We start from the raw sequence: 20,457 nt of genomic DNA on the forward strand, positions 1-20,457 counted from the left end.
GCACAAGGGGAAAGAGTACCTACCACAGCCTCGCAGGTCAAAACGGAATGGTCCGCCGGTTCTCGGATCCCGCCGGTCACCCCGCGCGTCGTGCCTGCGCACCCATGATGGGCACCTACGCACCCAAGTGTACCGGCTGCCCGTCGAAGCGGCCCGCCGGCCCCGGCGCGACCGTTGTCACGCGAACTGCAACAGCAGGGCCAGCCCCAGGCCCGAAAGACTGAGCAGCAGCCCCCCCGCGCCACAGCTGATCCCCGCCGTGGCGAGGCCCCGCCCGGTGAACCGAACCGCCGGCGGCGGCGCCGCCCGGCGGATCTGCCGCCGGGCAAGGAGACCGGCGGCTATCGCCGCGGCCCCGGCCAGCACGCCCGGCACGGTGAACGCCCCGGCCGCCCAGGCGCCACCGAGCCGCGCCCCCGCGACGCCGAAGCAGACCACCACGAGGGAGACCATGATCGACCCCACACCGGCCACCAGCGAGCCCACCGCCGGACCAGAGGTCACCCCGGGCACGTCGAGGTGGACCAGGCCGAAGGGCGTACCCGGGACCGGGTCGACCCGCTTGGGCGGGCGCGGCGCCTCCCGCGGAGGCGGAGGCAGCGGGCTGTGCGTCGCCAGCGGCCACCCGGCGGCCGGCCGCCCACCCGGGTGCGTCCCGAACTGCCAACCCGACTGCCCGGGGTACCCCACCGCCGGCTGCCACGGACGTGCCCCGGGCTGCTGCGGGTCCGGCACGGCCGGGTCGGCTCCCGACGGCGACGCCGGTTCCGTCACGTGGTCCTCCTGGGGAGTAGTCGGGTCCACCGCCGCGCGGCGGACACCGGCCAGGCTACCGTCGGCACGCACGGCCCACCCGCGGCGCGGGCGGTCATCACCGGGATCAGTCGACGTTCGAGGAGAAGTCCCGCCCGAAGGGTGCCTCGGCGTACCGGACCACGCCGATCACCACCAGGGTCACCACGGCCACCGCGACCAGCACCAGGCCAGCCCAGGCCAGCCGCTCACCGCGCCGTAGCCAGGCCGCGCCGGTGAGGTAGCCGCCGGAGGCGTACGCCTCGCGCCGGGCCTGCCGGGCGAGCTGGAGCGCGACCGTCGCCGGTACCACGCCACCGACGAACAGCCCGGTGAGCGCCCCCATCAGCCCCAGCGCGAAGACGGCCCGCGCTTTCGTCGCGGGGGCCGGGTCGGGGTCGAGCGGGTGTCGTGGCGGCTGGTGCGCCACGGGCAACTGCCCGGGAGCGGTCGTCATGCCCCCATCATGCACCGACTTCCGTGCCCGTACATGCGACGAGGCCCCCGGCAGGGTGCCGGGGGCCTCGTCAGGTCACTGCTTAGCGGTACGACCCGAAGTCGAAGTCGTCCAGCGGCACCGCCTGGCCGCTGGCCGGCCCGAAGCCGTAGTCGGTCTCCGGGTAGCCGGTCATCGAGTAGACCTTGGCCTTCGCCTCCTCGGTCGGCTCGACCCGAACGTTGCGGTACTTGCTGATGCCCGTACCGGCCGGGATGAGCTTACCGATGATCACGTTCTCCTTGAGGCCGACGAGCGAGTCGCTGCGGGAGTTGATCGCCGCGTCGGTCAGCACCCGGGTGGTCTCCTGGAAGGAGGCCGCCGAGAGCCAGGAATCGGTGGCCAGCGAGGCCTTGGTGATGCCCATCAGCACCGGGCGACCGGCTGCGGGCTCGCCACCCTCGGAGACGAGTCGGCGGTTCTCCGACTCGAACAGCGCCCGGTCGACCAGCACGCCCGGCAGGAACTCGGTCGAGCCGGAGTCGATGACGGTCACCCGCTTGAGCATCTGGCGGATGATGATCTCGATGTGCTTGTCGTGGATGAGCACGCCCTGCGAGCGGTAGACCTCCTGGACCTCCTGGGTCAGGTGGACCTGGACCGCGCGCGGGCCGAGGATGCGCAGCAACTCGTGCGGGTCGATGGTGCCCTCGGTGAGCTTCTCGCCGACCTCGACGTGGTCGCCGTCGTGGGTACGCAGGCGGACGCGCTTGGAGATCTTGTCGTACACGATCTCGTCGCTGCCGTCGTCCGGCACCACGATGATCTTCCTGGACCGCTCGCCGTCCTCGATCCGGACCCGGCCCGGGGTGTCGGCGATCGGCGCCTTGCCCTTCGGCACCCGGGCCTCGAAGATCTCCGTGACCCGGGGCAGGCCCTGGGTGATGTCCTCACCCGCGACACCACCGGTGTGGAAGGTCCGCATCGTCAGCTGCGTACCCGGCTCACCGATCGACTGGGCGGCGATAATGCCGACCGCCTCGCCGACGTCCACACTCTTGCCGGTCGGCAGCGAGCGGCCGTAGCACGCACCGCAGACGCCCAGCTTCGACTCGCAGGTGAGCACGCTGCGCACCCGGACGGTCTCCACCCCGGCAGCGACGATCTTGTCGACCAGGATCGAGTTGAGGTCCGAGCCCCGCTCGGCGACCACGGTGCCGTCCGGCCCCTTGATGTCGTCGGCCAGGGTACGGGCGTGCACGCTGGTCTCGACGTGCTCGTGGGTGACCAGCCGGCCGTCCAGCCGCTGCCCGATCTGCATCGGGATCGCGCGGTCGGTGCCGCAGTCCTCCTCGCGGATGATGACGTCCTGCGACACGTCCACCAGACGCCGGGTCAGGTAACCCGAGTCGGCGGTCCGCAACGCGGTGTCGGCGAGACCCTTACGGGCACCGTGCGTGGAGATGAAGTACTCCAGCACGGACAGACCCTCCCGGTACGAGGCCTTGATGGGCCGCGGGATGATCTCGCCCTTCGGGTTGGCCACCAGACCACGAATCGCCGCGATCTGCCGGAGCTGGAGCAGGTTACCGCGGGCGCCCGAGTTGATCATCTTCCACAGCGGGTTCTCCTGCGGCAGCGCGGTGTCCATCTCCTTGGCGACCTCGTTGGTCGCCTTGGTCCAGATCTCGATGAGTTCGCCGCGACGTTCCTCGGCGGTCATCAGACCACGCTGGTACTGCTTGTCGATCCGGTCGGCTTCCTTCTCGTACCGCTCCAGGATCTCCCGCTTACGCGGCGGGGCGATGACGTCCTCCATGCCGATGGTGACGCCGGACCAGGTGGCCCAGTGGAAACCGGCCTCCTTGAGGCCGTCCAGGGTGGCGGCCAAAGCCACCTTCGGGTAGCGCTCGGCGAGGTCGTTGACGATCGCGGAGAGCTGGCCCTTGCGGATCTCGTAGTTCACGAAGCGGTAGCCCTGCGGCAGCGTCTCGTTGAACAGGACCCGGCCGAGCGTGGTCTCCACGGTCAGCGCATCGCCCTCGACCCAACCCTCGGGCGCGGTCCACGGCTCGGCGCCGGCGCCGTTGTCGACACTGGTCACGCCGCGCAGGCGGATCCGGACCGGAGCCTGCAGGTGCAGCTCGCCGTTGTCGAAGGCCATCCGCGCCTCGGCGTCCGAGCTGAACGCCCGACCCTCACCCTTCCCGCCCGTCGTGAGGTGCGTGAGGTGGTACAGGCCGATGACCATGTCCTGGGTGGGCATGGTGACCGGCTTGCCGTCCGCCGGCTTGAGGATGTTGTTCGACGAGAGCATCAGGATCCGTGCCTCGGCCTGGGCCTCGGCGGACAGCGGCACGTGGACCGCCATCTGGTCACCGTCGAAGTCCGCGTTGAAGGCGGTGCAGACCAGCGGGTGGATCTGGATCGCCTTGCCCTCGACCAGCTGCGGCTCGAAGGCCTGGATGCCCAGGCGGTGCAGGGTGGGTGCACGGTTGAGCAGCACCGGGTGCTCCCCGATGACCTCTTCCAGCACGTCCCACACGACCGGCCGCTGCCGCTCGACCATCCGCTTGGCGGACTTGATGTTCTGCGCGTGGTTGAGGTCGACCAGGCGCTTCATGACGAACGGCTTGAACAGCTCCAGCGCCATCTGCTTGGGCAGGCCGCACTGGTGCAGCTTCAGCTTCGGGCCGACCACGATGACCGAACGGCCGGAGTAGTCGACGCGCTTGCCGAGCAGGTTCTGCCGGAACCGGCCCTGCTTGCCCTTGAGCATGTCGGAGAGCGACTTCAGGGGGCGGTTACCCGGTCCGGTGACCGGCCGGCCGCGACGGCCGTTGTCGAACAGCGCGTCGACGGCCTCCTGGAGCATCCGCTTCTCGTTGTTGACGATGATCTCGGGCGCGCCGAGGTCGATCAGCCGCTTGAGGCGGTTGTTCCGGTTGATCACCCGGCGGTACAGGTCGTTCAGGTCGGAGGTCGCGAAGCGGCCGCCGTCGAGCTGCACCATCGGGCGCAGGTCCGGCGGGATGACCGGGACGCAGTCGAGGACCATTCCGAGCGGCGAGTTGCGGGTGTTCTGGAACGCCGCGACGACCTTCAGCCGCTTGAGAGCACGGATCTTCCGCTGGCCCTTGCCGGAGCGGATCGTCTCGCGCAGACTCTCGGCCTCGGCGGCGAGGTCCATGTTCTGGACCAGGGCCTTGATGGCCTCGGCGCCCATGCCGCCGGTGAAGTACTCGCCGAAGCGGTCCCGCAGCTCACGGTAGAGCAGCTCGTCGGTGACCAGCTGCTTCGGGTCGAGCTTGCGGAAGGTCTCGAGCACCTCGTCGAGGCGGTCGATCTCGCGCTGGGCCCGGTCGCGGATCTGGCGCATCTCGCGCTCTCCGCCCTCCTTGACCTTGCGCCGGACGTCCGCCTTCGCGCCCTCGGCCTCCAGCTCGGCCAGGTCGGCCTCGAGCTTGGCGGCCCGCTTCTCGATCTCCGAGTCGCGGCTGTTCTCGGACTGCCGCTTCTCGGCCAGGATCTCGTTCTCGATGGTCGAGAGGTCACGGTGACGCGCTTCGGCGTCCACGCTGGTCACGACGTACGAGGCGAAGTAAATGATCTTTTCGAGATCCTTGGGGGCGAGGTCCAGCAGGTAGCCCAGCCGGCTCGGCACGCCCTTGAAGTACCAGATGTGGGTCACCGGAGCGGCGAGCTCGATGTGCCCCATCCGCTCACGGCGGACCTTGGAGCGGGTCACCTCGACGCCACAGCGCTCGCAGATGATGCCCTTGAAGCGGACCCGCTTGTACTTACCGCAGTAGCACTCCCAGTCCCGTTGCGGACCGAAGATCTTCTCGCAGAAGAGCCCGTCCTTTTCCGGCTTGAGGGTGCGGTAGTTGATCGTTTCAGGCTTCTTGACCTCACCGTGCGACCACTGACGGATGTCGTCGGCGGTGGCGAGGCCAATGCGCAGCTCGTCGAAGAAGTTGACGTCGAGCACTATGTCCCCTATGTCGTCGTCTTTACAGCTAGATCATGGGCGGGGTTGGGGGCCGGCCGACCCGCGTCGGGATCAAGCCTGACCGCCCAGAGCGGGGCGGCTGGCCCCCAACCCACACCACCTACACCTCTTCGACCGAGCTCGGCTCGCGCCGGGACAGGTCGATGCCCAGCTCCTCCGCGGCCCGGAACACCTCGTCGTCGGTCTCGCGCATCTCCAGGGCCACACCGTCGCTGGAGAGCACCTCGACGTTGAGGCACAGCGACTGCAGCTCCTTGAGCAGCACCTTGAACGACTCCGGGATGCCCGGCTCGGGGATGTTCTCGCCCTTGACGATCGCCTCGTAGACCTTCACCCGGCCGAGGACGTCGTCGGACTTGATCGTCAGCAGCTCCTGCAGGGCGTACGCGGCGCCGTACGCCTGCATCGCCCAGCACTCCATCTCGCCGAAGCGCTGGCCACCGAACTGCGCCTTACCACCCAGCGGCTGCTGCGTGATCATCGAGTACGGGCCGGTCGACCGAGCGTGGATCTTGTCGTCGACCAGGTGGTTAAGCTTCAGGATGTAGATGTAGCCGACCGCGATCGGGTCGGGCAGCGGCTCGCCGGAACGGCCGTCGAACAGCTGCGCCTTGCCGGAGGAACCGATCAGCTGCTTGCCGTCCCGGTTCGGCAGGGTCGACGCGAGCAGACCGGAGATCTCCTCCTCGCGGGCACCGTCGAAGACCGGGGTGGCCACGTTGGTGTCCGGCTCGGACTCGTGCGCCTCGATCGAACGGAGCTGGCGCTTCCACTCGACGTCGTCGCCGTCGACCTGCCAGCCGGTCTTGGCCACCCACCCGAGGTGGGTCTCCAGGACCTGGCCGATGTTCATCCGGGACGGCACACCCAGCGGGTTCAGCACGATGTCGACCGGGGTGCCGTCCTCCAGGAACGGCATGTCCTCGATCGGCAGGATCTTGGAGATGACGCCCTTGTTGCCGTGCCGGCCGGCGAGCTTGTCACCGTCCTGGATCTTGCGCTTCTGGGCGACGTAGACCCGGACCAGCTCGTTGACGCCCGGCGGCAGCTCGTCGCCGTCCTCCCGCGAGAAGGTACGCACGCCGATAACCGTGCCGGTCTCGCCGTGCGGCACCTTCAGCGAGGTGTCCCGGACCTCGCGCGCCTTCTCGCCGAAGATCGCGCGGAGCAGCCGCTCCTCCGGCGTCAGCTCGGTCTCACCCTTCGGGGTGACCTTGCCGACCAGGATGTCGCCGGGGACGACCTCGGCGCCGATCCGGATGATGCCGCGCTCGTCGAGGTCGGCGAGCATCTCCTCGCTGACGTTCGGGATGTCCCGGGTGATCTCCTCCGGACCGAGCTTGGTGTCCCGCGCGTCGACCTCGTGCTCCTCGATGTGGATCGAGGTGAGCACGTCCTGCTGCACGAGGCGCTGCGACAGGATGATCGCGTCCTCGTAGTTGTGGCCCTCCCAGGTCATGAACGCCACGAGCAGGTTGCGCCCGAGCGCCATCTCGCCCTCGTCGGTGCACGGACCGTCGGCGATGACCTGACCGGCCTCGACACGGTCGCCCTCGAAGACGACCGGCTTCTGGTTGACGCAGGAGCCGGCGTTGGAGCGGCGGAACTTGTGCAGCAGGTACGTCCGGCGGTGGCCGTCGTCCTGGTGGATGGTGATGTAGTCGGCGCAGAGGTCCTCGATGACACCGCCGACCTCGGCGACGACCACGTCACCGGCGTCGACGGCGGCCCGGTACTCCATGCCGGTGCCGACCAGCGGCGACTCCGCCTTGACCAGCGGCACCGCCTGGCGCTGCATGTTCGCGCCCATCAGCGCCCGGTTGGCGTCGTCGTGCTCGAGGAACGGGATCATCGCGGTCGCGACGGAGGTCATCTGCCGCGGCGAGACGTCCATGTAGTCCACGGCGCCCGGCGCGACGTCCTCGGTCTCGCCGCCCTTACGACGGACCAGGACGCGGTCCTCGGCGAAGGTGCCGTCCGCCTTCAGCGGCGCGTTGGCCTGCGCCTTGACGAACCGGTCCTCCTCGTCAGCGGTCAGGTAGTCGATCTGGTCGGTGACCCGACCCTCGACGACCTTCCGGTACGGCGTCTCGATGAAGCCGAACGGGTTGACCCGGGCGAAGGTGGACAGCGCGCCGATCAGACCGATGTTCGGGCCTTCCGGCGTCTCGATCGGGCACATCCGGCCGTAGTGGGACGGGTGCACGTCGCGAACCTCGAAGCCGGCCCGTTCCCGGGAAAGACCACCCGGGCCGAGCGCGCTCAGCCGGCGCCGGTGGGTGAGGCCCGCCAGCGGGTTGGTCTGGTCCATGAACTGGGACAGCTGCGAGGTGCCGAAGAACTCCTTGATCGCCGCCACCACCGGGCGGATGTTGATCAGGGTCTGCGGCGTGATCGCCTCGACGTCCTGGGTGGTCATCCGCTCGCGGACGACCCGCTCCATCCGGGACAGACCGACCCGGACCTGGTTCTGGATCAGCTCGCCGACCGTTCGTAGGCGCCGGTTGCCGAAGTGGTCGATGTCGTCGGCCTCGTAGCTCTCCTCGCCGGCGTGCAGCCGGCAGAGGTACTCCACGGTGGCGACGATGTCGTCCTCGGTGAGCGTGCCGGTGGTGATCGGCACCTGCAGCTGGAGCTTCTTGTTGAACTTGTACCGGCCGACCTTGGCGACGTCATACCGCTTCGGGTTGAAGAAGAGGTTGTCGAGCAGGGTCTGCGCGTTCTCGCGGGTCGGCGGCTCGCCAGGGCGGAGCTTGCGGTAGATGTCGAGCAGGGCCTCATCCTGACCGGCGATGTGGTCCTTCTCGAGCGTGGTCATCATCAGCTCGGACCACCCGAACCGCTCGCGGATCTGCTCCGCGGACCATCCGATGGCCTTGAGCAGCACGGTGACGGCCTGCCGACGCTTGCGGTCGATACGGACGCCGACCGTGTCGCGCTTGTCGATGTCGAACTCCAGCCAGGCACCCCGACTCGGGATGACCTTGACGCTGGAGAGGTCGCGGTCGGAGGTCTTGTCCGGCTGCTTGTCGAAGTAGACGCCCGGGGACCGGACGAGCTGGCTGACCACGACCCGCTCGGTGCCGTTGATGATGAAGGTGCCCTTCGGCGTCATCATCGGGAAGTCACCCATGAACACCGTCTGGCTCTTGATCTCGCCGGTGGTGTTGTTGGTGAACTCCGCGGTCACGAACAGCGGGGCGCAGTAGGTCAGGTCCTTCTCCTTGCACTCCTCGATCGAGGCCTTGACCTCGTCGAAGCGCGGAGCCGAGAAGGAGAGCGACATGGTGCCGGAGAAGTCCTCAATGGGACTGATCTCGTCGAGGATCTCCGCGAGACCCGAGCGTGCGTGCGGGTCGTCCGCCGACCGGCCCTGCCAAGCCTCGTTGCCGACGAGCCAGTCGAAGGACTCGTTCTGGATGGCGAGGAGGTTGGGGACCTCGAGGTGTTCGGTGATCCTGCCGAAAGAAACTCGGCGGGGCGCGAAAGCGCTCGACGTACGACTGGTCTTCGCAGGGCGGGAAGCTGCCAAGATGCGTCCTTCCGAGGACCGGTGCTGCAGAACGGCTGGTACGCGTGCACTCCAATGACCCCACCAGAAATATCCACAAACGGACATTTCCGAGCAGGGGTCAATTCGGAAGGCAGCGCAAACTAGCAGTGTAGCCGAGAGGCTAACCGCTGTCCAGCCCATCCCGCAGGTCGTCGCGGAACGCGCCTCGGGACCCGGAATCCGGGCCTCACCGGGCCGCTCGGAACGCGTCGTTCCTGCCGGACCGCCCGGGCACCACGGCCGATGGTGCTGCCGCTGCCATTGCCCGAACGGAGGCCGTCGCAAGCGCGGAAGGTCTTGCTGGTGCCAGCGTGCCTGGCAGGCCGGTGCCGCGTCAAGGGCCGGCTGCGGTCGCCGTCGCCATTCCCACCGACGATCGACCGTCAGACAGCTCTTTCGGACCGCACGCCGGGCGTCGGAAGTCCTGCTCACGCCGCTGCCACCGGGTGAGCTACCAACCACAGCGGGCGATGATCCGTTCCCGGATCACCGCCCGCCACGACGCGATGTGCTCCGGCTCACGTGAGCCGGGTGCGCGCCAAGAGTCGACCAGAGGCCGACTCAGGTCACTTGAGGGTGACCTTCGCGCCCTCGCCCTCGAGCTTGGCCTTCGCCTTCTCGGCGGTCTCCTTGTTGGCCTTCTCCAGGACCGCCTTCGGCGCGGCCTCGACCAGGTCCTTGGCCTCCTTGAGGCCCAGGCCGGTCAGCTCGCGCACGACCTTGATGACCTGGATCTTCTTGCCGCCGTCAGCCTCGAGGATGACGTCGAACTCGTCCTTCTCCGGCTCGGCCTCGGCGGCGCCACCAGCGGCACCCGGGGCGGCGGCGGCCATCGCGACCGGAGCCGCGGCGGTGACCTCGAAGGTCTCCTCGAACTGCTTCACGAACTCGGAGAGCTCGATCAGCGTCATCTCCTTGAACGCGTCGAGCAGCTCGTCGGTGCTGAGCTTCGCCATGTCTGGCGTCCTTTCTGAAAGTGAAAACTAAGAACGTGGGTGCGCCGGGTGGCCTCAGGCCGCCTCGGCGCTCTCCTTCTCGCGCTTGTCCTGCAGGGCGGCCGCCAGACGGGCGGTCTTGGAGAGCGGAGCCTGGAACAGGGCCGCGGCCTTGCTCAGGTTGCCCTTCATCGCGCCGGCCAGCTTGGCCAGCAGCACCTCACGGGACTCCAGGTCGGCGAGCTTCGTGACCTCGGCCGCGGAAATGGCCTTGCCCTCGAAGACACCGCCCTTGATGACGAGCTTCGGGTTGGCCTTCGCGAAGTCGCGAAGGCCCTTCGCCGCCTCGACGACGTCGCCCGAAACGAAAGTCAGCGCGGTAGGACCGGTGAACAGCTCGTCGAGGCCGGAGATGCCCGCGTCGGCCGCAGCACGCTTCGCCAGCGTGTTCTTGGCGACGGTGTAGGTGGTCTCCTTGCCGAGCGAGCGCCGCAGCTGGGTGAGCTGGGAAACCGTCAGACCACGGTACTCGGTGAGCACCGCGGCGCCCGCGTTGCGGAAGCTCTCGGTCAGCTCAGCGACGGCCGTGGCCTTGTCGGCCCGGATCGGCTTGTCCGCCATGTCCCTCCTCTCTCGTTGCTCGGAGCTGGTCGCCGTCATCGGGCCGGCAGGCCCTCCGACAGCGGCGTAGGCACGCGAGAACGAGAAAAGCCCCGGCGCAGGGCGCACGGGGCGAGGGCCGGCGACGTGAACATGGTCGGCGGACCACACGCACTGCCGATTTTCGCTTGCCGCCCTACGCGGGTCGCCCGTCATCGCGGGACCTTCGACCGTGCCGGAGCACGGTGACCAGCGGTCTCTGGGTGGAACTTCGCCATAAGGCTACGCGACGCGACGGCGAGCACCAAATCGACTCCGCGTGCCCCCGGTCACGCCACCCCGGACCCGAGCCCGCTCGATCCGAGAGGGCGACGCCCCCTGCGGCACGGGATACGACGGAAGGGGCCCCGCCACAGCGTGGCGGGGCCCCTTCCGGGGAGCCTTGGTCAGCCCTCGGCGCCGGCCTCCTGGAGGTTCTTCACCACGTTCGGGTCGACCGGGACGCCCGGGCCCATGGTGGTGGTCAGGGTGACCTTCCTCAGGTACTTGCCCTTGGCCGCGGACGGCTTGGCCCGCAGCACCTCGTCGAGGACGGCGGCGTAGTTGTCGATCAGCTGGGCCTCGGAGAACGATGCCTTGCCGATGATCAGGTGCAGGTTGGAGTGCTTGTCCACCCGGAAGGTGATCTTACCGCCCTTGATGTCCTGAACGGCCTTGGTGACGTCCATGGTCACCGTGCCCGTCTTCGGGTTCGGCATCAGGCCGCGCGGGCCCAGGATCCGCGCGATCCGGCCGATCTTGGCCATCTGGTCCGGGGTGGCGATCGCGGCGTCGAAGTCCAGCCAGCCGCCCTGGATCCGGGCGACGAGCTCGTCCGTGCCCACCTCGTCCGCACCGGCGGCGACAGCCTCCTCGGCCTTCGCGCCGGCGGCGAACACGATCACGCGGGCGGTCTTACCGGTGCCGTGCGGCAGGTTGACCGTGCCGCGGACCATCTGGTCCGCCTTGCGGGGGTCGACGCCGAGGCGCATCGCGACCTCGACCGTGGCGTCGAACTTGACGTTGGTGGTGTCCTTGGCCAGCTTGACGGCCTCGGCGGGGGTGTAGAGCTTCGACCGGTCGATGACCTCGGCGGCCCTGCGGTAGCTCTTGCTGCGCTGCATTTCTGAATACTCCTGTGGTCTATGGCGGGCCGCGGCGTCCGCGAGCCCTCCCACGAACTGATCGGAAAGAGCAGGGACCGAGGTCAGTCGGCGACGGTGAGACCCATCGACCGGGCGGTGCCGGCGATGATCTTCTCAGCCTGGTCGACGTCGTTGGCGTTGAGATCGGCCATCTTCTTCTCGGCGATCTCCCGCAGCTGGGCGCGGGTCACGGAGCCGACCTTCTCCTTGTGCGGCACGCCGGAGCCCTTCTGCACGCCGGCGGCCTTGATCAGCAGCCGGGCGGCGGGCGGGGTCTTCAGCACGAAGGTGAAGGTGCGATCCTCGTACACGCTGATCTCGGCGGGGACGATGTCGCCCCGCTGGGACTCGGTCTGCGCGTTGTAGGACTTGCAGAACTCCATGATGTTCACGCCGTGCTGGCCGAGCGCGGGGCCGACCGGCGGCGCCGGAGTGGCCTGACCCGCCGGCAGTTGAAGCGTGAACGTCTTGACGAGCTTCTTCTTCGGAGGCATGTCTCTTCCTGGGGCTTGGAACTGGGATATTCACCGGCCGCGGGCGCGCACGGTCAGCGCGGTACGACAACGGCGACGTTCTAGGGTAGCGCAGCGCTCCACCGCCCCGACCGTCGAGGTCCGTCCAGCCTCGCCGACAGGGGCCGGAACGAGTACGCCGGCGGAGGGCTCTGCCCACCGCCGGCGACCGAGCGCGTCAGATCTTGGTGACCTGGTTGAAGTTCAGCTCGACCGGGGTCTCCCGGCCGAAGATCGACACCAGCACCTTGAGCTTCTGCTGGTCTGCGTTGATCTCGCTGATCGACGCCGGCAGCGACGCGAACGCGCCGTCGGTGACGGTGACCGAGTCGCCGACCTCGAAGTCGAGGACCCTGATTTCGGGCTTGGCCTTCTTCTCCACGGCCTCGACCGAGGGGGCCAGCCACTTCAGCACCTCGTCCAGGCTGAGCGGCGCGGGCCGGTCGGCACGGTCCGTCGCGCCCACGAAGCCGGTGACCCCGGGAGTGTTGCGCACGCAGGAGTAGGACTCGGCGGTCAGCTCCATCCGGACCAGGATGTAGCCGGGGAAGACCTTGGCCTGAACCTGGGAGCGCTTGCCGTTCTTGACCTCGACCTCTTCCCGGGTCGGCACCTCGACCTGGTAGATGTAGTCCTCCATGTCGAGGGACGTGATCCGGGTTTCGAGGTTGGTCTTGACCTTGTTCTCGTAGCCGGCGTAAGAGTGCACCACGTACCAGTCGCCGGGCGCGTAGCGCAGCTTCTGGCGCAGCTCGGCGACCGGGTCGTAGTCCTCCTCCGGCGCCGGCTCGGAGGTCGGGAACTCCGGCTCGCTGGCGGCCTCGACCGACTCGTCACTGGCCGCCGTCGCCACCGTGGACTGCTCGTCCGTGGTCTCGGCGGTCTCGTCGTACTCAGGCACGCTCGCTCACTTCCGTCACTATCGGCTCAGTCGGCCGGTCAGCTGGGGTTGCCGAAGACCCACAGCACGCCCTTCGCGAACGCGAAGTCGAGAAGGCCCACGATCGTCAGCACCACCGCGACGAACGTCACCACCACGGCCGTGTAGGTCAGCAGCTCCTTGCGGGTCGGCCAGATGACCTTACGCAGCTCGGCGACCACCTCGCGGAAGAAACGCGCGATGCGGGCGAAGAGCCCCACCCTGTCGTCGTCGGTGCGGGTCTTCGGCCTGCTGTCAGCCGCCCGCTCCCGGGTCGCGGTGCCGCCCCGGGAGACCGGCTCGTCCGCGCCGGTGGCGTCGTCGTCGGCGACCACGTCGTCGGCGACCACGTCGTCGACGACCTCGTCGCGCAGACCGTCGTCGCCGGCGTCCTCGCCGCGCCGCTTGCTGTCGGCCACTTCGCCCTCCGTCGCGGGGTATCGGGTCGTACGCCGGTGCGGCGTACGCGGCGCTGGTCACGCCGGCCGGACCAACCGTCCCGCGACGGGCCGCGGCCGGCGGACCGGACGTAGGGGGCCCGATGCCTCGGAGCCACCCCGCCGATGCCACCACCACGGGCCGGACGCCGCCGTCTGGCGGCGCGACCCACGGGAACGGTCAGGCCTGAGGCGCAGGGGTGACAGGACTTGAACCTGCAGCCTGCGGTTTTGGAGACCGCTGCTCTGCCAATTGAGCTACACCCCTGTGCGGCAACGCTCGCCCCGCCCGACCTGCACAGCCGGGCAGGGGTCACTTGCCCCACGGCGGACCAGTGTACGGGTAGTGCCCCGACTTTCCCAACCGGTCCTGCCCATCACTCTCAGCGCGGCGTCCGGACGATTGCCCGGGCCTGCGACAGGACCTTCTCCCCCCGGCAGGTCGCCGTCACGTCGAGCCTGGTCAGGCCGTCCTCGGTGACCCCCTTCACCACTGCCGTGACCTCGATCTCGGTGCCCTCGTCGTCGTCGGGCACCACCACCGGACGGGTGAACCGGACCCCGAGGTCGACCACCGCGTCGGGCGCGCCGGCCCAGGTGGTCACGGCCCGGCCGACCAGCGCCATGGTGAACATCCCGTGCGCGATCACCCCGGGCAGCCCCACCGAGGTGGCGAACCGGTCGCTCCAGTGGATCGGGTTGAAGTCGCCCGAGGCGCCCGCGTAGCGGATCAGGTCCACCCGGGTGACCCGGAAAGTCTGAGTGGGCAGCTCCATGTCAGGCCTCCCCGCGCACGACGATCCTGGACCAGACGGCGACGACCGGCTCGCCGGCCGCGTCGGTCACGTCGGTGCGGGTGGTCAGAAAGCCGTGCCCGCCCCGGGTGGTGACCTCCTCGATGGTGTTGACGCAGACCAGCTCGTCCCCGGCCACCACCGGGCGGGTGTACGCGAAGCGCTGGTCGCCGTGGACGACCCGGCTGTAGTCGACACCGAGCGCCGGGTCCTCGACGATCTGCCGACAGGCGGCCATGGTGATCAGCACGGGAAAGGTCGGCGGGGCGACCACGTCCGGATGGCCCAGCGCCCGGGCCGCCGCCGGGTCGTGGTGGGCGGCATCGGTGGCGCCGATGGCGGTGGCGAACTCGCGGATCTTCTCTCGGCCCACCTGGTAAGGGGCGGTCGGCGGATATATTCGGCCGGCGAAGGACAGGTCCAGGGACATGCCGCCGAACCTACACGCAAGCACCAACGCCGACCCGTCCGGGAGACGCGGCTGTCGCCACGCCGTCCGTACGGGTCGGCGTTCGGGTGTCGTTGCGGGACCGGGCCAGACGGCCGAGTGTCAGCGGGTCTCGCGGTGGACCGTGTGCTTACCGTCCCTGGGGCAGAACTTCTTCAGCTCGATGCGGTCCGGGTCGTTACGACGGTTCTTGCGCGTGATGTAGTTGCGCTCCTTGCACTCCACACACGCCAAAGTGATCTTCGGCCGGACATCGGTCGCCTTCGCCACGGCGGAGTGCCTTCCTCGCTAACGGGTAACAGCTACGGCGCATCAGCCTACGCGGACAATGCGCGGACATGCAAAGTGGGCGCCCCTGGCGCCCGTTTCACGACCACCGGGGTGTGCCCGGAGGACGAGAGTAGCGGTGGCCGGACTTGAACCGGCGACACAGCGATTATGAGCCGCTTGCTCTGCCATCTGAGCTACACCGCCGCAGGCGGGTCCAGCCGGACCCTCTGAGCCCCCTTACGGAATCGAACCGTAGACCTTCTCCTTACCATGGAGACGCTCTGCCGACTGAGCTAAGGGGGCCTACCCGATCACCCTGGAGGGCGTCGCGCAGGAGACACATTACACGGCCCTGCGCCGGGCACGAAATCGACTCCCTCCTCAGGGCGTCGACCCTGGTCAGGGCACCGCCCGCAGACGCGGCAACTCGCCGCCGGAGAGCGTCTCCGGGTCCACCTGTGCGCCGAACCACGCCTCCAGCCGCTCGTACGGCAGCGGGCGGCTGAACAGGAAGCCCTGGCCGATCTCACAGCCGATATCCTGCAACAACTCCAGCGTCAGTTCGCTCTCCACCCCCTCGGCAACCACGGTCAACCCGAACTGCTGGGAGAGGGTGACCACCGCGTTGACGATCGCCAGGTCGCCCGGGTCGGTCGCCATGCCCTGCACGAACGAGCGGTCCACCTTCACCTCGTGCACCGGCAGTCGACGCAGGTGGGCCAGGGACGAGTCGCCAGTGCCGAAATCGTCGACCGAGAGCCGAACACCGAGGTCACGCAGGCGGCGGAGAGTGGGGATCCGGCGGTCTGTGCCGTCCAGCACCCCCGACTCCTTGATCTCCAGAGTGAGTCGCTGCGGCGGCACGCCGTACTCGTCGAGCAACCCCCGCACGCGGGCCGGAAAGTGCTGGTCGGTGAGCGTACGGGCGGAGATGTTCACCGCCACGGCGAGCGCCTGGTCGACGTGGCCCCAGTTTCGGCTGCGGCGCAACCCCTCGCGGAGCACGAACTCGGTCAGCCGACCCAACTGGCCGGTGTGCTCGGCCACCGGAACGAAGTCGTCCGGGGCGACGGTGCCGTGCGTCGGATGCTCCCACCGGGCCAGGCACTCCACCCCGACCAGACGGCGGTCCCGCAGGGTCACCTTGGGCTGGAAGTAGACGTCCAACCCTCCCTCGTCGAGCGCACGACGAAGGTCGCCGGCGAGCCCCAGGCGGCGCAGCGACCGGGACTCCAGCGCCGGGTTGAACAGCTGCACGCTGCCCGGCACCGACTTGGCCGCCGTCGCTGCCAGATCCACCCGCTGCAGCAGCGTCGCTGCGTCGGTGCCGTGCTCCGGATGGACCGCCACGCCGACGGCCGTGTCGACGTCCAGGGTGAGCGCGTCGAAGACCATCTCGTCCCGGATCTGCTCACGGATCTGCTCGGCGAGGCCCAGGGCCGCCTCGGCGCTCTCCAGCCGGAGGGTGAGCAGGAACTCGTCCCCGCCGGCCCGGCCGACCAGGGCGCCGGCGGGCGCGAACGCGCGCAACCGGTCGGCGACCTCGACGAGGATCTTGTCCCCGGCGGCGTGCCCGAGCGACTCGTTGACCCGGCGCAGCCGATCCACGTCAAACAGCAGCAGCGCCACCACCTCGCCGGGCGCCCTGATCTTGACCGCCTCGGCCAGCGCCGCGGTGATCCGCCGCCGGTTCGGCAGCTTGGTGAGCGCGTCGTGGTAGGCGTCGTGCCGCAACCGGTCGACCAGGCGGGAGTTCTCCAGCGCGACCGCGGCGTGGGCGGCGACCGTCTCGAAGACGGGGATGTCGGCGGACGTGAAGTGGTTGGTATCGCTGAGTCGGTTGACCACCTCCAGAGTGCCGATCACCGCCTGCCCCGAACGCAGCGGAACGACGATCAACTCCTTGACGCGATTGTCGCCGACGACCGTCCGCTGGTCGACCTCGGTGCCGAACCGGCGGCCCGCGGTCGCCGTCTCCCCCGTCTGGCGCACCCGTTCCCGGATCTCCATCGGCGCGGGCGCGAAATCCAACAGCCCCGGGTCGTCCACCCTGGCGGTGAGCAGCACCTCCGGGTGCCGGCCCTGCGGCGGGAGCCAGAGTGTGGCGAACTCCGCCTGCATCAGGCCGCGGACCCGGCCGAGCAGGGCGTCGACCAGGGTGCCGTCCTGGCCGCTCTGGGTCATCGCCCGGGTCAGGTCGTACAGGTCGCTCAACGTCCGGTGCTGGCGGAAGAACCGCGAGTACGAACGGTAGACCAGGGTCACCGCGACGGCCACCGCCGCGAGCAGCAGGCTCGCCCACGCGTTGCTGTCCAGCACGATCAGGACGACGATCCCGATGGCGACGTTGACCGCCGGGGCGAGCAGCGTCGGGGCCGCCGTGCGGACCATGTCCCAGCCAGCCTGCCAGCCCTGGATCAGACTGATCACCCCGCTGACCGCCGCCAGGGCGAAAAGGGTGTAGGTGCCGACCGCCACGAAGAGCGCGCCCCACGTGACCGGCCCCACCCCGTCGATCGGGGGCATGGCGAGCAGAACGAGGCTGGCCAAGGAACCCGCCGCCCCCGCCTTGGCGACGTTGAACCAGGTCTTCGCGGCGTTGATCCGCCGACGCAGGTGCCCGATCCCCGCCGCGAGGGTCACGACGAGGATGACCGACGCCGGCTCTAGGTAGTAGAAGACGAGGACGAGCGGAATCTCGGTGAGGGTGACCGAGAACGCCTGACGCCGTACGACGAAGTGCAGGACCTGGGTCCCGGCGGCGACCATCGCGACCAGGAGAAGCGCTCCCGGTAGCACGTCGTCCGGGCCAGGTGGCCGGAAGGCGAGAAGCACGGCGCAACAGGCGACGGTGATCAGGGCCAGCGGACCCGTGATCAGCCAGGCCGAATCGGTCGGCCTACGCGCCGGGGGTTGACGCCGAGTCATCCCGCTCCTTCGCAGGCTCGCCCGGGCCGCCCACGCAGGAGTCGGGCGGAGCTTCAGGGACGAACGGTCACCTGACGACGGCCTGCGTCACGGCGGCCGACCAGTCGTAGTCCAGCATCGGCTCGCCGCCGAGGGGATTGATCCCGACAACGAGAGCGGCCAGGGTGAGCGTCGCGAGGGTCATGCCGAGCAGACGGCCGGGCCTACGACCAGACATCAGTGCGCTCCTGTCGGCAGGGGGAGGACGATGGAGATTCCACGATGGTGCCACAGGCACGTCGGGCGTGAGAAGTCGTGACAGGCGAGGTCGGACCGCCCGCGTGGTGAGAGCGGGCCGTCCGGTTGCCGACAATGGGCCATGTGGCCAGGTCATCCCGGCACGGTCAGCCCTCCGGACCCGCAGAAACGACCAAGGTCACAAACCGGTGGTACCGAGCATAGCGACACGACTCGCCTCGCGGAAGGACGAGTGTGCGCAGCGCCACCTGATCACCACCCGCCGACACATCGACCACCATACCTCCTCCCGCCACCCCGGGTCAGGCCGGCAGACCAGCTACCCCGACCCCGGTCCAGCCCTCCTCCGGCGGCGGGCTCAGTCCGCCGCCGGCATCAGCCGCCCGCCCCCGGACCGCGAAACGGCATCCCCGCGATGGTTCGCCATCGACACGCCGCCCCGAGACCACACGGACCCACAGCCGGAAAGATCAGTCCTTGTCGTACGCCGAGGATGCGAGCACCGACCCCTGACCGTCAGGCAAGGGCTTCCTTGCCCGCGCTGCCCTCTAGGCGGCGGTGGGCGGCCATCCAGGCAGTGGCGAAGTCGACCAGCACAGGCTGGGACATCAGGCAGGCTCTCGCACCGCCCACTTGACTGGTTACTGCGGCTCCGGTGGCCTCGAAAGCGGCGCCCAGCCGGTCGAAGTCGCTCTCATCAGCGACCACGTCAACCCACGTGGTCCACCCGCTCGTACCGTCTGACTGTTGGACTGACGAGCCTGTGGCTGCCCGGAGTGGCGACACCTGCCGCCACTCCGCCAGGTGTAGTGATGTGTTGGCGCTGTGACCACATCCGAGCAGGAGCACCTTGCCGTTGAGCCGGTACACCGCGCCGAGCGGTGAGCTCTCGCCCAAAGCGTCGTCGAGTTGGTGCCCGCCCACGATGTCCGCGGCGTTCATACCGAGCGCGGCAAAGGAAACCTGGGGATGATCGCTGCGTTGAGCGCCCGGCCACGTGCGTACCGTCTCGGCGATGACCCCCATCCACCGGCTCGGCGTACACGCTCTGTCGAAGCCGGGAGTCTGCTCGCGGATCACCGGCCACCACGCCTCTGGGACAGGCGGATGTCGCCACCCGGCCGGGTCTGTGTTGTCGGGCGTGTGAGTCGGCACGACGAGGGTGCCTTCGGGGCCGAGCACATCCAGCAACGCCTGTACGACTGCCTGGGTGCCTCCGACAACGAAGCCGAGACTCCGGTTCGAGGAATGCAGCAACAGGACGTCGCCCGAAGCAACGCCGATTGTGCGCAGGTCGGACGCCAGAGACTGAACGGTGTGGGGTGTCGGCTGGTCCATTCGGCGCAGCGTAAGCGAACCCTGGAGCCCTGACCACGCGTTTTGACCTGGCTGCGCCGAGTTCAAGGTGCCGGGCGATCGCAAGCACCAGCTGATCAGGCTCGCCTACGCCGCCAGCCCTCCCGCCAGCCTGATACGACCGGTAGGTCGACCAGGAGCAAGGGGGCCAACAACGGCAGGGGACGACAAAGGCCCCCGACCAGCGCTTCCGCAGATCAGGGGGCCCTCACCATTGCCTGGTGGCGGGTAGAGGATTCGAACCTCTGTAGCTTTCGCGACGGATTTACAGTCCGCTCCCATTGGCCGCTCGGGCAACCCGCCAGGGCGTGCCACCGCGCTCGCGCGGCAGCGGAGACAAGAATAGCGGCTGCCCCCGGAGCCGTCGCAACCGGGTACCGTCAGAGGGTCGTACCGCTGGTCAGCGGGAGACAAACGAGCACAGACCGCCGGACAGCAGGAGCATGAACATGGCAGCGAACCCGTCGTTCGACATCGTGAGCAAGGTCGACCGTCAGGAGGTCGACAACGCCCTCCGCCAGGCGGAGAAGGAGCTCGCGACGCGGTTCGACTTCCGGGGCACCGGCGCCGAGATCTCCTGGTCGGGCGAGGAGGCGATCAGCCTCCAGGCGGAGACCGAGGAGCGGGTCCGAGCCGCCCTGGAGGTCTTCAAGGAGAAGCTGGTGAAGCGGAACATCTCGCTGAAGTCGCTGGACGCTGGCGATCCCCGCTCTTCTGGGAAGATCTTCAAGATCGACGCCAAGGTGATCCAGGGCATCGACTCCGACAAGGCCAAGGCGATCAGCAAGAAGATCCGCGACGAAGGCCCCAAGGGCGTACAGGCCCAGATCCAGGGCGACCAGCTGCGGGTCACCGGCAAGAAGAAGGACGACCTCCAGGCCGTCATCGCCCTGCTCAAGGGTGAGGACTTCGGCGTCGCCCTCCAGTTCACCAACTACAGGTAAGAAGGCTGAGCCGGCCTGGTTTTATCCTCGGCCGGAGCCGGCATGACGATGGCCCCGGCGCCGAACGCCGGGGCCATCGAGCGGGCCCCCATCTCACCGC

17 protein-coding genes and 4 tRNA genes are annotated in these 20,457 nt (G+C 68.9%); 1 reads left to right on the plus strand and 20 read right to left on the minus strand.

Features of this window, described 5'->3' with window-relative positions; genetic code table 11:
• Positions 1-177: 177 nt before the first annotated feature.
• The 20 genes from E1193_RS04550 to E1193_RS04640 all read right to left on the minus strand — a co-directional run bounded on the left by E1193_RS04550 (position 178) and on the right by E1193_RS04640 (position 19,716).
• Positions 178-600, minus strand: coding sequence for a hypothetical protein (locus tag E1193_RS04550; RefSeq protein WP_132180639.1), 423 nt, complete (start codon positions 598-600; stop codon positions 178-180).
• 280 nt (positions 601-880) lie between these two features.
• Positions 881-1,249: a hypothetical protein gene (locus E1193_RS04555; protein ID WP_132180542.1), complete on the minus strand. Its 369-nt coding sequence runs from the start codon at positions 1,247-1,249 to the stop codon at positions 881-883.
• Between the two features lie 82 nt (positions 1,250-1,331).
• Positions 1,332-5,219 (minus strand): DNA-directed RNA polymerase subunit beta', encoded by a 3,888-nt coding sequence (locus E1193_RS04560; protein WP_132180544.1) that lies wholly within the window; start codon positions 5,217-5,219, stop codon positions 1,332-1,334.
• 121 nt (positions 5,220-5,340) lie between these two features.
• Positions 5,341-8,772, minus strand: coding sequence for a DNA-directed RNA polymerase subunit beta (locus E1193_RS04565; protein ID WP_132180546.1), 3,432 nt, complete (start codon positions 8,770-8,772; stop codon positions 5,341-5,343).
• Positions 8,773-9,359: 587 nt separating this feature from the next.
• Positions 9,360-9,749, minus strand: coding sequence for a 50S ribosomal protein L7/L12 (rplL, locus tag E1193_RS04570; RefSeq protein WP_132180548.1), 390 nt, complete (start codon positions 9,747-9,749; stop codon positions 9,360-9,362).
• Positions 9,750-9,803: 54 nt separating this feature from the next.
• Entirely contained in the window at positions 9,804-10,349 is a 546-nt protein-coding gene (gene rplJ / locus E1193_RS04575) for a 50S ribosomal protein L10 (protein WP_132180550.1), read from the minus strand.
• A 425-nt stretch (positions 10,350-10,774) separates the two neighbouring features.
• Complete coding sequence (gene rplA / locus E1193_RS04580; RefSeq protein WP_132180552.1) at positions 10,775-11,491, minus strand: 50S ribosomal protein L1; 717 nt, start codon at positions 11,489-11,491, stop codon at positions 10,775-10,777.
• Positions 11,492-11,574: 83 nt separating this feature from the next.
• Positions 11,575-12,006, minus strand: a complete 432-nt coding sequence (gene rplK, locus E1193_RS04585) for a 50S ribosomal protein L11 (protein ID WP_046567238.1) — start codon at positions 12,004-12,006, stop codon at positions 11,575-11,577.
• Between the two features lie 196 nt (positions 12,007-12,202).
• A complete protein-coding gene (gene nusG / locus E1193_RS04590) occupies positions 12,203-12,925 on the minus strand; it encodes a transcription termination/antitermination protein NusG (RefSeq protein ID WP_132180554.1) in 723 nt (240 codons plus the stop codon).
• Positions 12,926-12,963: 38 nt separating this feature from the next.
• Positions 12,964-13,362 (minus strand): preprotein translocase subunit SecE, encoded by a 399-nt coding sequence (gene secE / locus E1193_RS04595; RefSeq protein ID WP_132180556.1) that lies wholly within the window; start codon positions 13,360-13,362, stop codon positions 12,964-12,966.
• A gap of 213 nt (positions 13,363-13,575) precedes the next feature.
• Positions 13,576-13,648: transfer RNA gene (locus E1193_RS04600), tRNA-Trp, on the minus strand.
• 115 nt (positions 13,649-13,763) lie between these two features.
• The gene (locus E1193_RS04605) at positions 13,764-14,156 is read right to left on the minus strand and encodes a MaoC family dehydratase (protein WP_132180558.1); all 393 of its coding nucleotides are present in this window, start codon (positions 14,154-14,156) and stop codon (positions 13,764-13,766) included.
• Between the two features lies 1 nt (position 14,157).
• A complete protein-coding gene (locus E1193_RS04610) occupies positions 14,158-14,604 on the minus strand; it encodes a MaoC family dehydratase N-terminal domain-containing protein (protein ID WP_132180560.1) in 447 nt (148 codons plus the stop codon).
• A gap of 120 nt (positions 14,605-14,724) precedes the next feature.
• Positions 14,725-14,892 carry a 50S ribosomal protein L33 gene (gene rpmG / locus E1193_RS04615; protein ID WP_013288652.1) on the minus strand — a complete coding sequence of 56 codons (168 nt, stop codon included), beginning with the start codon at positions 14,890-14,892 and terminating at the stop codon, positions 14,725-14,727.
• 131 nt (positions 14,893-15,023) lie between these two features.
• Positions 15,024-15,096, minus strand: a tRNA-Met gene (locus tag E1193_RS04620).
• A gap of 26 nt (positions 15,097-15,122) precedes the next feature.
• Positions 15,123-15,195 (minus strand) — tRNA-Thr (locus E1193_RS04625).
• Positions 15,196-15,291: 96 nt separating this feature from the next.
• Complete coding sequence (locus E1193_RS04630) at positions 15,292-17,820, minus strand: bifunctional diguanylate cyclase/phosphodiesterase (protein ID WP_132180562.1); 2,529 nt, start codon at positions 17,818-17,820, stop codon at positions 15,292-15,294.
• A gap of 67 nt (positions 17,821-17,887) precedes the next feature.
• Positions 17,888-18,037: a hypothetical protein gene (locus E1193_RS31720; RefSeq protein ID WP_165945634.1), complete on the minus strand. Its 150-nt coding sequence runs from the start codon at positions 18,035-18,037 to the stop codon at positions 17,888-17,890.
• 536 nt (positions 18,038-18,573) lie between these two features.
• Positions 18,574-19,395, minus strand: a complete 822-nt coding sequence (locus E1193_RS04635; protein ID WP_132180564.1) for an AAC(3) family N-acetyltransferase — start codon at positions 19,393-19,395, stop codon at positions 18,574-18,576.
• 237 nt (positions 19,396-19,632) lie between these two features.
• Positions 19,633-19,716 (minus strand) — tRNA-Tyr (locus E1193_RS04640).
• A 146-nt stretch (positions 19,717-19,862) separates the two neighbouring features.
• Between E1193_RS04640 and E1193_RS04645 the strand changes: the two genes are divergently transcribed.
• Positions 19,863-20,357 carry a YajQ family cyclic di-GMP-binding protein gene (locus E1193_RS04645; RefSeq protein ID WP_132180567.1) on the plus strand — a complete coding sequence of 165 codons (495 nt, stop codon included), beginning with the start codon at positions 19,863-19,865 and terminating at the stop codon, positions 20,355-20,357.
• Positions 20,358-20,457: the final 100 nt, after the last annotated feature.

This window comes from Micromonospora sp. KC606 (assembly GCF_004348675.1).
Classification (GTDB): Bacteria; Actinomycetota; Actinomycetes; order Mycobacteriales; family Micromonosporaceae; genus Micromonospora.

Excerpts from the sequence above, each read along its gene's own strand:
- E1193_RS04555 (WP_132180542.1), bottom strand. The coding sequence starts at position 1,249 with ATGACGACCGCTCCCGGGCAGTTGCCCGTGGCGCACCAGCCGCCACGA.
- rplL (WP_132180548.1), bottom strand. The coding sequence starts at position 9,749 with ATGGCGAAGCTCAGCACCGACGAGCTGCTCGACGCGTTCAAGGAGATG.
- rplJ (WP_132180550.1), bottom strand. The coding sequence starts at position 10,349 with ATGGCGGACAAGCCGATCCGGGCCGACAAGGCCACGGCCGTCGCTGAG.
- rplA (WP_132180552.1), bottom strand. The coding sequence starts at position 11,491 with ATGCAGCGCAGCAAGAGCTACCGCAGGGCCGCCGAGGTCATCGACCGG.
- rplK (WP_046567238.1), bottom strand. The coding sequence starts at position 12,006 with ATGCCTCCGAAGAAGAAGCTCGTCAAGACGTTCACGCTTCAACTGCCG.
- E1193_RS04605 (WP_132180558.1), bottom strand. The coding sequence starts at position 14,156 with ATGGAGCTGCCCACTCAGACTTTCCGGGTCACCCGGGTGGACCTGATC.
- E1193_RS04610 (WP_132180560.1), bottom strand. The coding sequence starts at position 14,604 with ATGTCCCTGGACCTGTCCTTCGCCGGCCGAATATATCCGCCGACCGCC.
- E1193_RS04630 (WP_132180562.1), bottom strand. The coding sequence starts at position 17,820 with ATGACTCGGCGTCAACCCCCGGCGCGTAGGCCGACCGATTCGGCCTGG.
- E1193_RS31720 (WP_165945634.1), bottom strand. The coding sequence starts at position 18,037 with ATGTCTGGTCGTAGGCCCGGCCGTCTGCTCGGCATGACCCTCGCGACG.
- E1193_RS04635 (WP_132180564.1), bottom strand. The coding sequence starts at position 19,395 with ATGGACCAGCCGACACCCCACACCGTTCAGTCTCTGGCGTCCGACCTG.
- E1193_RS04645 (WP_132180567.1), top strand. The coding sequence starts at position 19,863 with ATGGCAGCGAACCCGTCGTTCGACATCGTGAGCAAGGTCGACCGTCAG.